Annotated in this window: 15 protein-coding genes and 1 tRNA gene; 4 read left to right on the top strand and 12 right to left on the bottom strand. The window is 70.1% G+C overall.

Going from position 1 to position 16002, the window contains the following annotated elements:
* Positions 1–13: 13 nt before the first annotated feature.
* On the bottom strand, positions 14–232 hold the full coding sequence (locus tag AB0H87_RS02390) for a hypothetical protein (protein ID WP_360138273.1): 219 nt from the start codon (positions 230–232) through the stop codon (positions 14–16).
* Between the two features lie 81 nt (positions 233–313).
* Positions 314–871, bottom strand: coding sequence for a L,D-transpeptidase family protein (locus AB0H87_RS02385; protein ID WP_360138270.1), 558 nt, complete (start codon positions 869–871; stop codon positions 314–316).
* Positions 872–1288: 417 nt separating this feature from the next.
* Here AB0H87_RS02385 and AB0H87_RS02380 point away from each other — a divergent pair, with 417 nt between their 5' ends.
* Entirely contained in the window at positions 1289–2929 is a 1641-nt protein-coding gene (locus tag AB0H87_RS02380; protein ID WP_360138267.1) for a DNA repair helicase XPB, read from the top strand.
* On the opposite strand, the gene ligD (AB0H87_RS02375) is transcribed toward AB0H87_RS02380, so the two are convergent.
* Both ligD (AB0H87_RS02375) and ligD (AB0H87_RS02370) read right to left on the bottom strand, forming a co-directional pair.
* A complete protein-coding gene (gene ligD, locus AB0H87_RS02375; RefSeq protein WP_360138264.1) occupies positions 2926–3894 on the bottom strand; it encodes a non-homologous end-joining DNA ligase in 969 nt (322 codons plus the stop codon). The two genes, AB0H87_RS02380 and ligD (AB0H87_RS02375), sit on opposite strands and share 4 nt — an antisense overlap.
* On the bottom strand, positions 3887–4831 hold the full coding sequence (gene ligD, locus AB0H87_RS02370; protein WP_360138261.1) for a non-homologous end-joining DNA ligase: 945 nt from the start codon (positions 4829–4831) through the stop codon (positions 3887–3889). Before ligD (AB0H87_RS02370) ends, ligD (AB0H87_RS02375) begins: the two co-directional genes overlap by 8 nt.
* Before the next feature lie 172 nt (positions 4832–5003).
* Between ligD (AB0H87_RS02370) and AB0H87_RS02365 the strand changes: the two genes are divergently transcribed.
* Entirely contained in the window at positions 5004–5972 is a 969-nt protein-coding gene (locus AB0H87_RS02365) for a Ku protein (RefSeq protein ID WP_360138258.1), read from the top strand.
* A gap of 263 nt (positions 5973–6235) precedes the next feature.
* Here the strand turns inward: AB0H87_RS02365 and AB0H87_RS02360 are convergent, their stop codons facing one another.
* The 6 genes from AB0H87_RS02360 to sigJ form a co-directional block, all read right to left on the bottom strand.
* A complete protein-coding gene (locus tag AB0H87_RS02360; protein ID WP_360138254.1) occupies positions 6236–6445 on the bottom strand; it encodes a hypothetical protein in 210 nt (69 codons plus the stop codon).
* A 94-nt stretch (positions 6446–6539) separates the two neighbouring features.
* Positions 6540–8168, bottom strand: coding sequence for a fatty acid--CoA ligase (locus tag AB0H87_RS02355; protein ID WP_360138251.1), 1629 nt, complete (start codon positions 8166–8168; stop codon positions 6540–6542).
* Positions 8169–8205: 37 nt separating this feature from the next.
* Positions 8206–9816, bottom strand: a complete 1611-nt coding sequence (locus tag AB0H87_RS02350; RefSeq protein ID WP_360138248.1) for an MDR family MFS transporter — start codon at positions 9814–9816, stop codon at positions 8206–8208.
* Between the two features lie 95 nt (positions 9817–9911).
* Entirely contained in the window at positions 9912–10442 is a 531-nt protein-coding gene (locus tag AB0H87_RS02345; RefSeq protein ID WP_360138244.1) for a type 1 glutamine amidotransferase domain-containing protein, read from the bottom strand.
* A 13-nt stretch (positions 10443–10455) separates the two neighbouring features.
* Positions 10456–10926, bottom strand: coding sequence for an Hsp20/alpha crystallin family protein (locus tag AB0H87_RS02340; protein ID WP_360138241.1), 471 nt, complete (start codon positions 10924–10926; stop codon positions 10456–10458).
* A 126-nt stretch (positions 10927–11052) separates the two neighbouring features.
* Positions 11053–11994, bottom strand: a complete 942-nt coding sequence (gene sigJ / locus AB0H87_RS02335; RefSeq protein ID WP_360138238.1) for an RNA polymerase sigma factor SigJ — start codon at positions 11992–11994, stop codon at positions 11053–11055.
* A gap of 86 nt (positions 11995–12080) precedes the next feature.
* Between sigJ and AB0H87_RS02330 the strand changes: the two genes are divergently transcribed.
* On the top strand, positions 12081–12866 hold the full coding sequence (locus AB0H87_RS02330) for an alpha/beta hydrolase (protein WP_360138235.1): 786 nt from the start codon (positions 12081–12083) through the stop codon (positions 12864–12866).
* A 29-nt stretch (positions 12867–12895) separates the two neighbouring features.
* Here AB0H87_RS02330 and AB0H87_RS02325 read toward each other — a convergent pair.
* Positions 12896–12972: transfer RNA gene (locus AB0H87_RS02325), tRNA-Thr, on the bottom strand.
* A gap of 170 nt (positions 12973–13142) precedes the next feature.
* On the opposite strand from AB0H87_RS02325, the gene AB0H87_RS02320 reads away from it, so the two are divergent.
* Positions 13143–14840 (top strand): metallophosphoesterase, encoded by a 1698-nt coding sequence (locus AB0H87_RS02320; protein ID WP_360138324.1) that lies wholly within the window; start codon positions 13143–13145, stop codon positions 14838–14840.
* A 159-nt stretch (positions 14841–14999) separates the two neighbouring features.
* Here the strand turns inward: AB0H87_RS02320 and ricT are convergent, their stop codons facing one another.
* Positions 15000–15839, bottom strand: a complete 840-nt coding sequence (gene ricT / locus AB0H87_RS02315) for a regulatory iron-sulfur-containing complex subunit RicT (RefSeq protein WP_360138232.1) — start codon at positions 15837–15839, stop codon at positions 15000–15002.
* Between the last annotated feature and the right edge of the window lie 163 nt (positions 15840–16002).

Raw genomic sequence — 16002 nt, 5'->3', positions numbered from 1 at the left:
GGGTAGGGCTGGCCTAACCGCGCGCTTTCCGGATGCTGCCGATGATCGACACGACCACGAGGGTGGCGAACCCGGTGCCGGCCGACTCGCCGATCGAGGCGACCAGGCCCTGGCGCTGCACGAGCCAGCCGTAGAGGAACCAGGCGAAGAGCAGCACGACCAGCAGGGTGTACGACGCGACCGTCAGGCGGGAGACGGGTGCGACCGCTCGATCCAACTCATCGATACCCATGCGCCCAGGGTGACACCGACGAGGACGGGCCGCCAGGCCGGCCGGACCGCGGACGTGCCGAGCCCGACGGCTGGGCAGGGCCTACGTGCCCGGGCGCCGCCCGTACACGTGGACCGGGGTGCCGACCTTGCCCATGCTCCACAGCTTGCGCGCGTCGGCGGGCAGCAGGTTGACGCAGCCGTGCGAGCCGATCGCGCCGTTGTGGATGTAGGTGGTCGTCTCGTGGAACCCCATCCCGTCGACGAAGTGCTGCCAGTAGGGCAGCCAGACCTCGTACGGGTTGGACCATTCCTTGATGTTCCGGAAGTTGATCTCGTAGTTGCCGGCCGGGGTCTGGTAGCCGCCCGCCATCCCCGTGCGGGTCACCGTCGGCCCGAGGACCACCTTGCCGCCGCGCAGCGCGAAGACGGTCTGGTGGGTCAGGTCGACGCAGAAGGTCAGGCCGGAGCCGGCGCGACACTTGGCCGGGTCGGTCGCCGCCAACCGCTTGGCCACGCTCGCCGTGGTCGGGCCGGCCCGGCCTTCAGCCGGCGAGATGCCGTACCGCCGCTGGAAGCTCTTGATCGCCTTGCAGTCGGCCGCCGACTGCTTGCCGTCGACGGTGAGCGGGCCGAACGAACCGAGGTCGACGAGCGCCACCTCGACGTCCCGCTGCCGCTCGCCGGTCGGGCAGCCCGCCGGCTTGGGTTTCGGCTTGGGCTTGGGCTTGGGCTTAGGCTTTTGGGTGGTTTTCGACGGAGTTGGGGACGGCGTGGCAGCCGGTTCCGGCGGGCCGCTCGCCCCCGTTGCGCCCGTCGCGCTCACCGGCACCGGATCCCCACCCGCCGCCGTTGGCTGCGACGGCGCGAACGTGCACGCGCCGGCACCGACCACCGTGACAACAGCAACGGCAACGAGACGCATGGTCGTAGCGCGCACACCGTGCATCGAGGCCCTCCCCAGAGCTGTTGTCCTTTCATAGACGTATGGGAACCTCCACAGGTTGCGGATCGCCTGGCGATTTCTTCCGTGCAAGACTGGAGGGTCGCCTTCCAGACACCTCCGGGGAGTGCCCGCGTGAACGACGGCCCGCTGATCGTCCAGTCCGACAAGACCCTGTTGCTCGAGGTCGACCACCCTGACGCGGTCGCCTGCCGGATGGCCATCGCGCCGTTCGCCGAGCTAGAACGCTCACCGGAGCACGTGCACACCTACCGGCTCACCCCGCTGGGCCTGTGGAACGCCCGCGCCGCCGGCCACGACGCCGAGAGCGTGGTCGACGCACTGATCAAGTTCTCCCGCTACCCGGTGCCGCACGCGCTGCTGGTCGACGTCGCCGAGACGATGGACCGCTACGGCCGGCTGCGGCTGGTCAACCACCCCACCCACGGCCTGGTGCTGGAGGCCACGGACCGGGTCGTGCTGATCGAGGTCTCGAAGAGCAAGAAGCTCGCCGGGATGCTCGGCGCCAAGCTCGACGACGACACGATCGCGGTGCACCCGTCGGAGCGCGGCCGGCTCAAGCAGGCGCTGCTCAAGCTCGGCTGGCCGGCGGAGGACCTGGCGGGCTACGTCGACGGCGAGGCGCACCAGATCGACCTCGCGCAGGACGGCTGGCATCTGCGGTCGTACCAGGAGGAAGCGGTCCAGTCCTTCTGGGCCGGCGGCTCGGGCGTCGTGGTGCTCCCCTGCGGCGCGGGCAAGACGCTGGTCGGCGCGGCCGCGATGGCCGAGGCCAAGGCGACCACGCTGATCCTGGTCACCAACACGGTCGCGGGCCGGCAGTGGAAGCGCGAGCTGATCGCCCGCACGTCGCTGACCGAGGAGGAGATCGGCGAGTACTCGGGCGAGCGCAAGGAGATCCGCCCGGTCACGATCGCCACCTACCAGGTGCTGACCACGCGGCGCGGCGGGCAGTTCAGCCACCTCGACCTGTTCGGGGCGCGCGACTGGGGCCTGGTCATCTACGACGAGGTGCACCTGCTGCCCGCGCCGATCTTCCGGTTCACCGCCGACCTGCAGGCCCGCCGCCGGCTCGGGCTGACCGCGACGCTGGTCCGCGAGGACGGGCGCGAGGGCGACGTGTTCTCGCTGATCGGCCCGAAGCGCTACGACGCGCCGTGGAAGGACATCGAGTCGCAGGGCTGGATCGCGCCGGCCGAGTGCACCGAGGTGCGGGTCACCCTCACCGACGAGGAGCGCATGGCGTACGCGACGGCGGAGACCGAGGAGCGCTACCGCGCGGCGGCGACGGCGCGCACGAAGCTGCCCGTGGTCCGCGCGCTGGTCGACAAGCACCAGGGCGACCAGATCCTGGTGATCGGCGCGTACATCGAGCAGCTCCACCAGATCGGCGACTACCTCGACGCGCCGATCGTGCAGGGCGCCACCACCAACAAGGAGCGCGAGCGCCTGTTCGACGCGTTCCGCTCCGGCGAGATCCCGACGCTGGTCATCTCCAAGGTCGGCAACTTCTCGATCGACCTGCCCGAGGCGGCGGTGGCGATCCAGGTGTCGGGCACGTTCGGCTCACGGCAGGAGGAGGCGCAGCGGCTCGGTCGCGTGCTGCGGCCGAAGTCCGACGGGCGGCAGGCGCACTTCTACACGGTGGTTTCCCGGGACACGATCGACACGGAGTACGCGGCGCACCGGCAGCGGTTCCTGGCCGAGCAGGGGTACGCGTACACCATCGTGGACGCCGACGACGTGCTCGCCTAACGCACGCGGCCGCCCGAGGGCCGTTCCGGGACCCTCGGGCCGGTCGCGGGCGGGCTGTCCGGCACCTTCGGGCCCTTCTCCAGCAGCGGGGCGAGCAGATCCCCGAGCTCCTCGACGCGCTCGAGCACCTCGCTCGCCGTGAACTGGCGCACCGCGCCGTCCTCGATCTCGTCCCAGGTCAACGGCGTGGAGACGGTCGGCGTGGGCTGGGCGCGCAGCGAGTAGGGCGCGACCGTGGTCTTCGCGGCGTTGTTCTGGCTCCAGTCGATGAAAACCTTGCCCGGTCGCAGGTTCTTGGCCATCTTCGAGGTGATCTGCTTGGGGTGGGCCTTCTCCAGCTCCTCGGCGACCACCTTGGCGTACCCGGTGACGATCTCGGAGTGTTGCGCGCCGGCGATCGGGCAGCACAGCTGCATGCCCTTCTTGCCGGAGGTCTTCGGGTAGCTGTCGATGCCGTCCTCGGCGAGGCGCTCCCGCAGCAGCATCGCGACCTCGGCGCATTCGGCGAGGCCGGCGGGCGCGCCCGGGTCGAGGTCGACGACCAGCAGGTCCGGCTTGGGCTCCTTGCTCCGGCCGATCCGCCACTGTGGAGTGTGCAACTCGAGGCCCGCCATGTTGGCCACCCAGACCAGCGTGGGCAGGTCGTCACAGACGACGAAGTCGATGGTCTCGCGGTCCTTGCTGGAGCCCGGGGTGGGCAGCCGCTTGAGCCGCACCCATTTCGGCGTGCCGCCGGGCGCGTTCTTCTCGAAGAACGACGGGCCGTCGACGCCGTTCGGGTAGCGGATCCGGGTCAGCGCCCGGTCGCGCAGGTGCGGCAGCAGGATCGGGCCGACCTGCGTGTAGTAGTGGATCACCTCGCCCTTGGTGAACCCGGCCGCCGGGTAGAGCACCTTGTCCAGGTTGGACAGCTCCACGTCCTGGCCTTCCACGTCGACCCGGATCCGGGTGGGCTGGCTAGGCATCCGTCACGTCCTCCGCCGTCAGGTCGGGGCGCAGCCGGAGGTACCGCGGGAACCGGAGGCGTCCGTCGGGTGTCCGCTGGCCATATCGCACTTCTAGCACGATGTCGGGCTTTACCCAGATAGCGCCCCGGGCATCCTCCCTGGGCACGGCCTGGTCGCCCGTGACGAACGGGCTGGCCTTCGTGACCCGGGGCTCCAGCACCTTGAGCAGGGCCCGCTCGGCCGCGGCGCTGATGCCGCCGCCGACCCGACCCCGGAACGCGAGGCCGTGGTCCGTGGGCGTGCCGACCAGGAGCCCGCCGATCTTGCGGACGCCGGGGCGCCAGCCGCCGATCACGAACTCGGCGGTGCTCTCCAACTTGACCTTGACCCAGTCGGGCGTACGCAGGCCCGGGCGGTAAAGGGAGGTCGCGCGCTTGGCGACGACGCCCTCGAGCTGGTATTCCTCCGCGGCGGCCAGGGTGGCCTCGCCGTCGGTGAAGGTGGGCGGGACGGTCCACCGGTTGGCGGCGAGCCCGAGGCCGTCCAGGAGCCCCCGTCGTTCGGCGAGCGGGAGCCCGGTCAGGTCCTCGCCGTCGAGCCGCAGCACGTCGAAGATCATGTAGGTGATGGGAAGGGTGGAGGCCAGCCGGGCCGCGCGCGCCTTGTCGCGGACGTGCATCCGCTCGGCGAGAAGTGTGAAGGAGGGCACACCCTTGTCGTCGAAGACAACGACCTCGCCGTCCAACAGGGCGTCTTTCGCGACGTCAGCGAGCCCGGCCAGCTCCGGGTAGGCGGCGGTGATCTCCGCGCCGGAACGGGCCCAGATTCGCCGGTTTCCCTGCGATATATCGGCGATCGCGCGTACGCCGTCCCATTTGAACTCGTAAATCCAGTCGGCACCGGACGGCAGCTCACCCGTGGTGGCAAGCATCGGCTTGATCGGCGCCCCCGGCACGCTGTTTACCTTATGCCCGAGGTCCTCACCCGTCATGCCGCTGTCGCGGCATGCCGGTTTCCGGTCATATGCGCAAGCCGCGCTGGTCAGAAGCATGGCAACGGTGCGAGCATGGTCCGTGACCGGGCTGCTATCCGGCGGCGGGGGTTTCCGGCAGCACGATGGGAGCGACATGCGCGCAATCTGGAAGGGCGCCGTTTCGTTCGGCTTGGTGTCGATCGCGGTTCGGCTCTACTCAGCGACCGAGGAGAAGGACATCCGGTTCCACCAGGTGCACCGGGAGGACGGCGGCCGGATCCGCTACAAGCGCACCTGCTCCGTCTGCGGTGAAGAGGTCACCTACGACGACATCGCCAAGGGCTACGACATCGGCGGCGGCGAGATGGTCATCCTGAGCGACGAGGACTTCGCCGACCTGCCGCTCTCCACGTCCCGCTCGATCGACGTGCTGGAGTTCGTGCCGGCCGACCAGGTCGACCCGATCCTCTACAACAAGGCCTACTTCATGGAGCCGGAGGGCACGGCGACCAAGCCGTACGTCCTGCTCCGGGACGCCCTGTCCGACTCCGACCGGGTGGCGATCGTCAAGGTCGCCCTGCGCCAGCGCGAGCAACTGGCCACGCTCCGGGTCCGCGACGGCGTGCTGCTGCTCAACACCATGTTGTGGCCCGACGAGATCCGCAAGGCCGACTTCGGCTTCCTGGACGAGGACATCTCGGTCCGCCCGCCCGAGCTGGCGATGGCCAGCTCCCTGATCGACTCGATGGCGGGCGACTTCGTCCCGGACGCCTTCACCGACGACTACCGGGCGGCCCTCCAGGAGGTCATCGACGCGAAGGTCGAGGGCCGCGAGATCGTCCAGCCGGAGGAGCAGGAAGAGGCCCCGTCGGCAGCGGTCGACCTGATGGCGGCCCTGAAGGCCTCGGTGGAACGCGCCCGCGCGGCCCGCGGCGAGGCCCCGGCGGACGCGGACGAGGGCGATGCCCGCCCGGCGACACCGATCACCTCGGCCAAGAAGACGGCGAAGAAGGCAGAGCCGGCGGCCAAGAAGGCGGCCCCGGCGAAGAAGACAGCAGCCAAGAAGGCCGAACCCGCGGCGAAGAAGGCACCCGCCAAGAAGACCACCCGCAAGTCGGCCTAGCCGATCAGGACGGCACGCTCACCGGGCGCGGCAGCCGCGTCGAGTAGGTCATCGGTGAGCGGCCGCTGATGGATCGTTGCCGGCAGCGCCCGCACGGTGGGATGGCGGCCACGTTGATCCGCAACCGGGCGCGGTGCGACTCCGTTCGAAGAAGGGCGGACGAGACCAGCCGCTGCTTGTGCGCCTCGAGCCAGGCGCGGAGGGCGTCCGTCTCTGGGTCGCGCGGTGCGCAAGCTTCACTACGGCCGACGTGTCGAGGTAGATCACAACCGCTCCTCGCGCAGGTCTGAAACGGCCTGCGCGGCATCCCCCTCCCCCTCGACCGGGGTCACCGCTAGCAGCGCGTCAACCCCGCAAGGGTTGCTCGCCGGCGTCAGCGCACCAGAGCGGATCAACTCGTCCACGGCAGGATCGCCGGTGGAGGGCAACGGCACGAGCATGGCGATCGGCCGATCGTGCTCGGTGATCACCACCGTCTCACCAGCGGCGGCCCGGTGAATCACCTTGGAGGTTCCGGGTGACCTCCCGGATGCCCATGATTGTCATGCCAAAATGGACGCTGCTCACTCAGGCGTCCGAGCCCAGCGTGCTGACCTCCAGGGCGCCGTCGGCGTAGTCGGCTCGGACGCGTTTCTTGTCGAACTTGCCGACCGACGTCTTCGGGACCGCTTCGATGAAGCTCCAGCGTTCCGGCAGCTGCCACTTCGGCACCCGGTCCGCGAGGAAGGCGCGGAGCTCGTCGGGAGTCGCTGTGGCGCCCTCGCGCAGCACCACCGTGGCCAGGGGGCGTTCGTCCCAGCGCTCGTCCGGCACGCCGACCACGCAGGCCTCCATCACCGCCGGGTGGGCCATCAGCACGTTCTCCAGCTCGACCGACGAGATCCACTCGCCGCCGGACTTGATCACGTCTTTCGCGCGGTCGGTCAGCGTGAGGTAGCCGTCCGACGACAGCGTGCCCACGTCGCCCGTGCGGAGCCAGCCGTCGCGGAACTTCTCCGGGTCCGGCTCGTCCTCGCCCAGGTAGTGGGCGGTCACCCAGGGGCCGCGGACCTCCAGCTCGCCGACCGACTCGCCGTCGGCCGGGACCTGCTCGCCCAGCGGGCCGATGATCCGGGCCTCGACGCCCGCCGGGAAGCGGCCCTGGCTGTCGCGGTAGGGCAGCAGCGCGTCGCCGGTGACGCCGGCCGGCGGGCGGGACACCGAGCCCAGGGGCGACATCTCGGTCATACCCCAGGCGTGCACGATGTGGATGCCGAAGCGCTCGGCGTACGCGTCCATCAATGCCGGCGGGCAGGCCGAGCCACCGACGATCGCCTCGCGCAGCGACGAGCCCGCCTCGAGGTGGCCGAGCACGTCGTTCCAGATCGTCGGCACGGCGCCGGCCTTGGTCGGCTGCAGCGCCGCGATCATCCGCGCGATCGGCTCGCCCTGCAGGAACCGGTCCGGCATGATCAGTGAGGCGCCGGACATGAACGCGGCGAACGGGATCCCCCACGACATCGCGTGGAACATCGGCACGATGGCCAGCTCGCGGTCGGTGGAGGCGAGGCCGAACGCCTCCGGCATGCACACCTCCATGGAGTGCAGCCAGATGGAGCGGTGCGAGTAGGCGACGCCCTTCGGGTTGCCGGTCGTGCCCGACGTGTAGCAGAGCGCGGCCGCGTCGCGTTCGTCGACAGCCGGCCAGTCGAAGACTGTCGGCTTGCCGGCGAGCAGCTCGTCCCAGTGGTGCACCGTCACCCGGCCGGCCAGCGGCGCGGGGTCGCCACCGCCGACCACCACCACGTGCTCCACAGTGGACATGTCCTTGAGCACCTTGGCCAACAAGGGGATCAGCGTCGAGTCGACGATGATCACCCGGTCCTCGGCGTGGTTGGCGATGTAGGCCACCTGGTCCGGGAACAGCCGGATGTTCAGCGTGTGCAGCACTGCGCCCATGCTCGGCACCGCGAAGTAGGCGACCAGGTGCTCGTTGTTGTTCCACATGAACGTCGCGACGCGCTGGTCGCCGGTCACGCCGAGGTCGTCGCGGAGGGCATGGGCCAACTGGGCCGCCGCCGCGCCGACCTCGGCGTACGTCATCCGCCTGGGTTCGGCCCCGGTCCAGGTCACCACCTCGGAGGCGCCGTGCACGGTCGCGCCGTGGTCGAGGATCCGGGAGACGAGGAGTGGGGCGTCCATCATCGTGCTGCGCATACCGTCAACCTAGTGGCGCAGCTCACAACCGGCCAGGTCAGATGAGAGTTTCCGCGCGCGCTTCCATCTCTTCCGGCGTGGGCGTCCGCTGCTCGGGCGCGGACGCGCCGCGCAGCTCCCGGTCCGGCATCAGCACGGTGAGCACCACCGCGACGAGCGCGACCAGGCCGGCCACCAGGAACACGGTGTGCAGCGAGTCGACGAACGACACCTGGATCGCGTTCCGGACGGCGTCCGGCAGCGCGAGGATCTTCGACGGCTCGTTGATCGAGATGCTGCCCGTACCCAGGGACGCCTGTGCACTTGCCGCCTGTTCCGGGGTGAGCTGGCTGAACGCGCCCGGCACGCGGGCGGCCGTCTCGGTGGCGAGCCGGCTGCTCAGGATCGTGCCGAGGATCGCCACGCCGAACGAGCCGCCGAGCGACCGGAAGAACGTCGCGGCGCTCGTGCCGGCGCCCAGGTCCCGCAGCTCGACCGCGTTCTGGACGGCCATGACCAGCGACTGCATCGACAGGCCGAGGCCGACGCCGATCACGATCATGAAGACGAACGCGATGCCGAGCGACGTGCTCACGTCGAGCTGGGTGAACAGCAGGATGCCCAGGCCGAGCAGCACCGCGCCGACCACCGGGAACCACTTGTAGCGGCCGATCCGGCTCATCGCCCGGCCGGCCAGCACCGAGGTGACGATGATGCCGGCCATCATCGGCAGCATCAGCAGGCCGCTCTCGGTCGGCGACGCGCCCTTGACGATCTGCAGATAGAGCGGGATGAAGATGATCGAGCCGAACATCGCCAGGCCGAGGATGAAGCCCGCGCCGTTGGCCAGCGCGAACGTCGACCGGCGGAACAGGTGCAGCGGCAGGATCGGCTCGGCCGCGCGGGCCTCCTGGATCAGGAAGAGCACGGCGAAGACGGCGCCGACGGCGAACAGGGCGATGATCGTGCCGGAACCCCACGCGTACTCGGTGCCGCCCCAGCTCAGGGCGAGCAGCAGGGAGCTCACGCCGACCACCAGCAGGATCGCGCCCAGCCAGTCGATCTTGTGTTCGCGCTTGTGGAACGGGATCAACCGCATCACGCGGTACGCGACGATGATCGCGACGATCGCCAGCGGCACGTTGATGTAGAAGATCCAGCGCCAGTTGGTCTCGGCGAAGTAGCCACCGGCCAGTGGGCCGGCGACCGAGGCGAGGCCGAACACGGCGCCGAACAGGCCCTGGTAGCGGCCGCGCTCACGGGGTGAGACGACGTCGCCGATGATCGTGAAGGCCAACGTCATCAGACCGCCGGCGCCCAGACCCTGGATCGCCCGGGTGAAGATCAGCTCGGTCATGTTCTGCGACAGGCCGGCCAGCAGCGAGCCGACCAGGAACGTGCCGATCGAGAACAGGAAGACCGGGCGGCGGCCGATCAGGTCGGAGATCTTGCCGTACAGAGGTGTCGACGCGGTCGACGCCAGGAGGTAGCCGGTCACCACCCACGAGTAGTGGTTGATGCCGCCCAGTTCGCCGACGATGGTCGGCAGCGCGGTGCCCACGATCGTCTGGTCGAGGGCGGCCAGCAGCATGCCGAGCATGAGGCCCGACATGAGCAGCAGGATCTGGCGGTGGCTCAGCTGGGGGCGAGCGGGGGCGGCGGTGCTCATTGCGCAAAGTCTTCTCCCCGAGAACCTGCATCTGCCATGAAATGTGCAGCGAAACACCCCCTGATCAACCCGATCAGGGGGTGCTTGCGGCCGTGCTAGCCGGCGAACTTCTCGACGATGGTCTTGTTGAAGGCCGGGATGTCACCTGGGTTCCGGCTGGAGACCAGGTTCCCGTCGACGCAGACCTCCTGGTCGACCCAGTTGGCGCCGGCGTTGACGAGGTCGGTGTGCAGGCTGGGGTACGAGGTGATCGTGCGCCCCTTGAGGACGCCCGCCTCGACCAGGGTCCACGGGCCGTGGCAGATGACGCCGATCGGCTTGCCCGCGTCGGCGAACGCCTTGACGAACGCGACGGCGTCCTTGTTCATCCGCAGCTTGTCGGGGTTCTGCACGCCGCCGGGCAGCACGAGCGCGTCGTAGTCGGCCGCGTCCGCCGCGGCCACCTCGCGGTCGACCTCGTACTGCTTCGACTTCTCGGTGTGGTCCATCGACTGGATCGAGCCGGTCTTGATCGAGATCAGCTCGGCCGTGGCACCGGCCTTCTCCACGGCGTCGCGTGGCTCGACGTACTCGGCCTCCTCGACACCGTCGGTGGCCAGGAACGCTATCCGCTTGCCGTCCAGCATTAGGGTCCTCCTGCTAACTGTTCGCGTCAGGCGTGTGCATCTCCCGAGCGGCGTCCGGATCGGCCGGCGACGGCGGCGTGCCCTCGAGAGCACCCTGGGGCCCGAGCGTGATCGTCCGGCGCCCGGCCTTGACCACCCTGGGCAGCGTGACCTTCAGCAGGCCGTGGTCCATGGTCGCGTCCACCCGGTCGGGGTCGACGTCGGCCGGGAGCACGACGCGGTACTCGAAGGCCCGCCGGGCGCCGGCCTCCGGCGCGGTGCGCGCCCGCACGACGACCTCCCGGACGTCGACGTCGAGCGCCACCTCCTCGGGCGCCACACCGGGCAGCCGCGCGGTCACCGTTAAGGCCTCGTCGGTCTGATCGAGGTCGATGTCGCCGGTCGCGTTGCGGCCGCCGAACCCGGAACCGACGAGCCGGCTCAGCTCGGCCCGCAACGACTGCAGCTCGGCGAAGGGATCCCAACGTCGTTCGGGACTGTTCATACCTTGGCGCTACCCGCGCTCCGGGAGGCGAAACCTTGGAGCCGCTCAATACGCTGGTACGGGCGAGCCGGGTGGCGGTGCCGGTCCCGGCGCCGACCGTCCACACGCGACCGACCGCCGCCCCGGTCAGGCCCGCATGGGGTGCGTCGGCCAGGTGCCGGGGGCGAGGTGGCGCAGCTTCTCCGGGTTGACGACAAAGTCGATCTCGGTGATCCGCCCGCCGAGAACGGTGAACGCCATGACACCCACGACCTTTCCCCCGGCGGTGAAGACCGCCCCCGGCATGCCGTTGACCGCGGTCACGCCCCAGGCCGCGGGCCGGCGCTCCGCCGCACCCAGCAGCAGTCGGGCGACGGGATACGCGCCGATCACCGGGCGCCGGGCGGCCGGGAAGTTTCCGCCGCCGTCGGAACGCAGGACCACGCGTGAATCCAGCGCACCGGCGAGTTCGTCGAGATCGCCGTTCGAGGCTGCCCGCAGGAAGGCGGTGACCACCGCCTGATGCTCCGCACGGTCCGGGGTGAAGCGCGGTGCGCGGCTGCGGACATGCCGGCGCGCTCGAGCCAGTAGCTGTCGGCAGGCGGCCTCCTGCCGGCCCACCGCGCGCGCGATGTCGGCGTGGGAGAAGCCGAACGCCTCGTGGAGCACGAACACGACGCGCTCCGCGGGGCTGAGCGACTCCAGCACGACCAGCATCGCGATGCTCACCGACTCGTCCAGGGTCAGCCGGTCCGCCGGGTCGGGTGTTGTCGCGGCGGCCACGATCGGTTCCGGCAGCCACGGACCGACGTACTGCTCCCGGCGTGCCCGGGCCGAGGTCAGCAGGTCGAGGCAGACCCTGGTCACCACGGTGGTGAGCCACGACTTCAGATCACGGACGTCGGATGTGTCGGTGCGCACCAGCCGCAGAAACGTCTCCTGCACGGCGTCCTCAGCCTCGGTGACGCTCCCCATTAGGTGGTAGGCGACCGACATTAGATGCGGCCGATGCGCTTCCCATGGCTCGTCGGTCATGCCCTCCTCCTGGTGCTCAAAACCCCTACTGAATAACGACGACGGTGCCCGCATCCGCGTGACACTGATGTCACGCCGGGCACGTCCTCGTCGTCTGTCATTCGTTGGCGCTCGCCCGAGGAGAGGAACAGCTGGTAACCATGACTGATCTTGCCTACCACCGCGTCGGCCGCGGCGAGCCGCTCGTTCTCGTGCACGGCCTTGGCATGTCGAACCTCGTCTGGCAGCCGGTTGTCGAGAAGCTCGCCGAGCGCTTCGACGTCATCGTGGTCGATCTGCCCGGTCACGGCGACTCCGCCGCGCTGCCAGCCGATATCGAGCCCATTCCCGCCGCCCTCGCCGCCGCTCTCGCGGCCTTCGTCGAGCAGCTCGACGTCGGCCCGGTGCACCTCGTCGGACACTCGATCGGCGGTTGGGTGGCGCTGGAATTCGCCAAGATCTCTCCCGTCCGATCGGTGACCCTGTTGTCGCCGGCCGGCCTGTGGCGGCGCGGCTCACCGCTCTACACCCGCACCAGCATCTGGGTCAGCTGGTGGCTGACGCGCCTGCTGACCCGCCCGGTGCTGCGGATGGTCGCGACCACGCCCGGCCGCGCCGCGGTGCTCGGCCAGACGCATGCGCGGGCGGGAGCGATGAGTGTCGACCACGCGCGCGGCACGATTCTCGCGTACGCGCGGTGTCCCGCGTTCAAGGCGACGATGCGCGCCTCGCAGGACCGGCGGTTCCTCGACGGCAAGCGGATCACCGCGCCGGTCACGGTCGCCATCGGCGCCAGCGACAGGTTCCTGTTGCCCGGCTCGTACAACCTGGATCAGCTCCCGGCCACCAGGCGAGAGCTGTCGCTGAAGGGTTGCGGACACGTGCCGATGAGTGACGATCCGAACGCCGTGGTCGACGCGATCGTGCGGGGCACCCAGCCTTCCTGACCCGCATTTGCCCTGGTCAGAACGCTGCCTGGAGCCGCCTGACGGAATCGAACCGTCGACCTACGCATTACGAGTGCGTCGCTCTGACCGACTGAGCTAAGGCGGCGTGCCGTCGTGCGGCCCGCCAAGCATACGGCACCGGTACGGGTGTCACGCCACCGGTCAGACTCCCGATCGACGGCTGTGCGTCCCGCCTGGGCCGGGGCTAGGCTCTCGCGCGTGACGGATGATGCCACCGTGTCTCCCCCCGTCCAGCGCCTCCCGCAGGCCGAGGCCATGCCCACCCGGCGACCCCGCCCGCGGACCATGGATCCGATCGAGCTCGGTTTCAAGCCGCGCCCGCCGGTGCCCTGGCTGGGCCCGTTGCTGTTGCTGAGCACCGGGGTGCGGACCCTGCTGGCGATCCTGTTCGGCGCCTACCTCGACAAGCGCGAGCTGCAGAACGCGCTGCCGGGCGACGTGCTGGAGGAGCCGGGCACCGACGGCGAGCTGTGGCTCGACTACGTGGCCGACCTGGGCGACGGGTTCAACTCCACCTATTCGGTGGCCTATCTGCTGGCGCAACCCGACCTCGACGTCGACGGCCGGTCGCTGCCCCGCGGCCAGGTGCTGGTGATGGGCGGCGACCAGGTCTATCCGACGGCGAGCGCGCCGGCGTACGAGGACCGCTGCAAAGGGCCGTACACCGCGGCCATGCCCTGCCCGCCGGACGGAGCGCCCCAGCCGACGCTGTACGCGGTGCCCGGCAACCACGACTGGTACGACGGCCTGACCGCGTTCCTGCGCCTGTTCGCCCGGCAGCGGGACGCCTCGCTCGGCGGCTGGCGGACAAAGCAGTCCCGTTCCTACTTCGCGGTCCGCCTGCCCGCCGACTGGTGGCTGCTGGCGCTCGACGAGCAGTTCGGCGCGTACGTCGACGACCCGCAGCTCAACTACTTCGAGGCGGCGGCCAGACAGTTCGGCCCGGACGCCAAGATCATTCTGGCGGTGCCGGAGCCGTCGTGGGTCAAGGCCGCGGTGGAGAAGAGCGCGGAGGCGTACGACGCCGTCGACTACTTCGTCCGCACCATCATCGCGCCGACCGGGGCGCGGGTGCGGCTGATGCTCTCCGGCGACCTGCACCACTACGCCCGCTACAGCGGCGCCGACCGCGAGCTGGTCACCTGCGGCGGCGGCGGCGCCTACCTCTACCCGACGCACCAGCTCCCGCAGGAGATCACGGTGCCGCCGCCGGACACGCTGGCGCGCCGGTCCAGCCAGTCGCGGCCGTACCAGCTCGCGGCGACGTACCCCGACGCGGCGACCTCGCGCCGCCTCGGCTGGGGCATCTTCGGCCGGCTACCGACCCGCAACGCCGGCTTCGCCACGCTGATCGGCGGGCTCCAGACGCTGCTGATGCTGGCCATGGCCGGCATCGCGACCCAGCAGCGCAACGAGACTGGCCTGCGGCTGTTCAGCATCCCGCTGGTCACGATCCTGATCGTCACGCTGCTCGGTGCCGCGTTCTTCGCCAAGCCACCGACCGCGACGGGCAAACGCTCCTGGCGCCACATCATCCTCGGCGGCGGCCACGGCTTGGCCCAGATCGCCCTGGCCGCGCTCGGCACCTGGCTGTGGCTGATGACCCCGTTCCCGGACTGGCCGTGGCCGCTGTCGCTGCTGATCGCGATCGCGCTCTACGCACCGCTGGCGGGCCTGGTCGGCTCCCAGGTGGTGGCGCTCTACCTACTGATCGCGGGCCAATTCAAGGTCAACATCAACGAGTTGTACGCGGGCCAGGGCATCGACGACGTCAAGAGCTTCCTGCGCCTGCACATCGCGGCCGACGGCGCGCTCACGGTCTACCCGGTAGCGGTCGACCGCATCTGCCGCGAGTGGCGCCCGAACCCGTCGGCCCCCGACGACCGGCCCTGGCTGGAGCCGGCCCAGAACCTGGTCGTCCGCCCCGCTGACAAACCGTTCGTGCTGCGCTGACCCCGGGCCGCCTGGGGTTGGCTCCGCCCGCCGGGCTGCCATCGGCGCGCGGGTCGCGTCCGCGTGCGGTGGCGTGTCACCGCCGTCGCGGCCTTCCGTGTCAGCGCCGCCACGCAGGCTGTCCGCGCGCGATTGCCCTGGCGTGCCACGCGCCCGCGGTCAGCTCGCGTTGTACTGGGCGTCGTGGGCCTTGCGCGGGCCGCAGACGCTGGCGCGGCTGCAGGAGCAGCGGGAGCCGTCCGCGTCCAGGCGGACCACGACCGAGTCGCGGGGCACGCTGTGTGCGACGACCCGGCCGTCACCCTCCGGAGTGGACACCCGGGAGCCCACGGCCGGCGCGCTCGCCTGGAAGCTCTGGTACAAGGGGTGCTCGTATTTCAGGCAGCACATGAGCCGTCCGCACGCGCCGGAAATGCGGAGCGGGTTCAGCGGCAGGTCCTGGTCCTTGGCCATCCGGATCGTGACCGGCTCGAAGTCCGTCAGGAACGTGGCGCAGCACAGGTCGCGGCCGCACGAGCCGATGCCGCCCTGCACCCGCGCCGAGTCGCGGGCCGAGAGCTGCCGCAGCTCGACCCGGCAGTGCAGGGTCGCGCCCAGGTCACGCACCAGCGACCGGAAGTCGACCCGGTGCGGCGCGGTGAAGTAGATCGTGGTGCGGGCGCTCGCACCCGACGCGTCGAGCACGTGGTCGACCGCGACGACCTTCATCGGCAGGCTGTGCTCGCGGATCAGCTTCTTGGCCGCCGCCTTGGCCTCGGCCTTGCGTTTGCGCTGGGTCTCGTCGCGCTTCAGGTCCGCGTCGGTGGCCATCCCGGCCAGCTTCGGAAAGCCCGACGTGTCGTCGTCGACCCACTGCGCGGCCCAGACGCACTCTGCCACCTCTGGCCCGTCGTCGGTCGGGACGAGCACCCGGTCGCCGACCGCGGGTGTCAGGTCGACCGGATCGAGGTAGTAGAGCCGGCCGTAACGGTTGAAACTGACCGCGCACAGCATGCCCATGTCCGTCACCTTACGTCGGCCGGTGTGGCGTACACGACCATGAGACTTTTGGACGAATTGCATTGTCCGTACGAATGGGACACCTTTCCGCACCGCAACCGCGCTCGCGAGCCCTCGTTGGCAGTGATGCGTCAGGCTTCGGGGGTCGGCACACTCGGGTCGT

The organism is Asanoa sp. NPDC050611 (assembly GCF_040654855.1).
GTDB lineage: Bacteria > Actinomycetota > Actinomycetes > Mycobacteriales > Micromonosporaceae > Asanoa.
The sequence above is the reverse complement of the archived record's forward strand: the minus strand, read 5'-3'. Positions and strand labels throughout refer to the sequence as shown.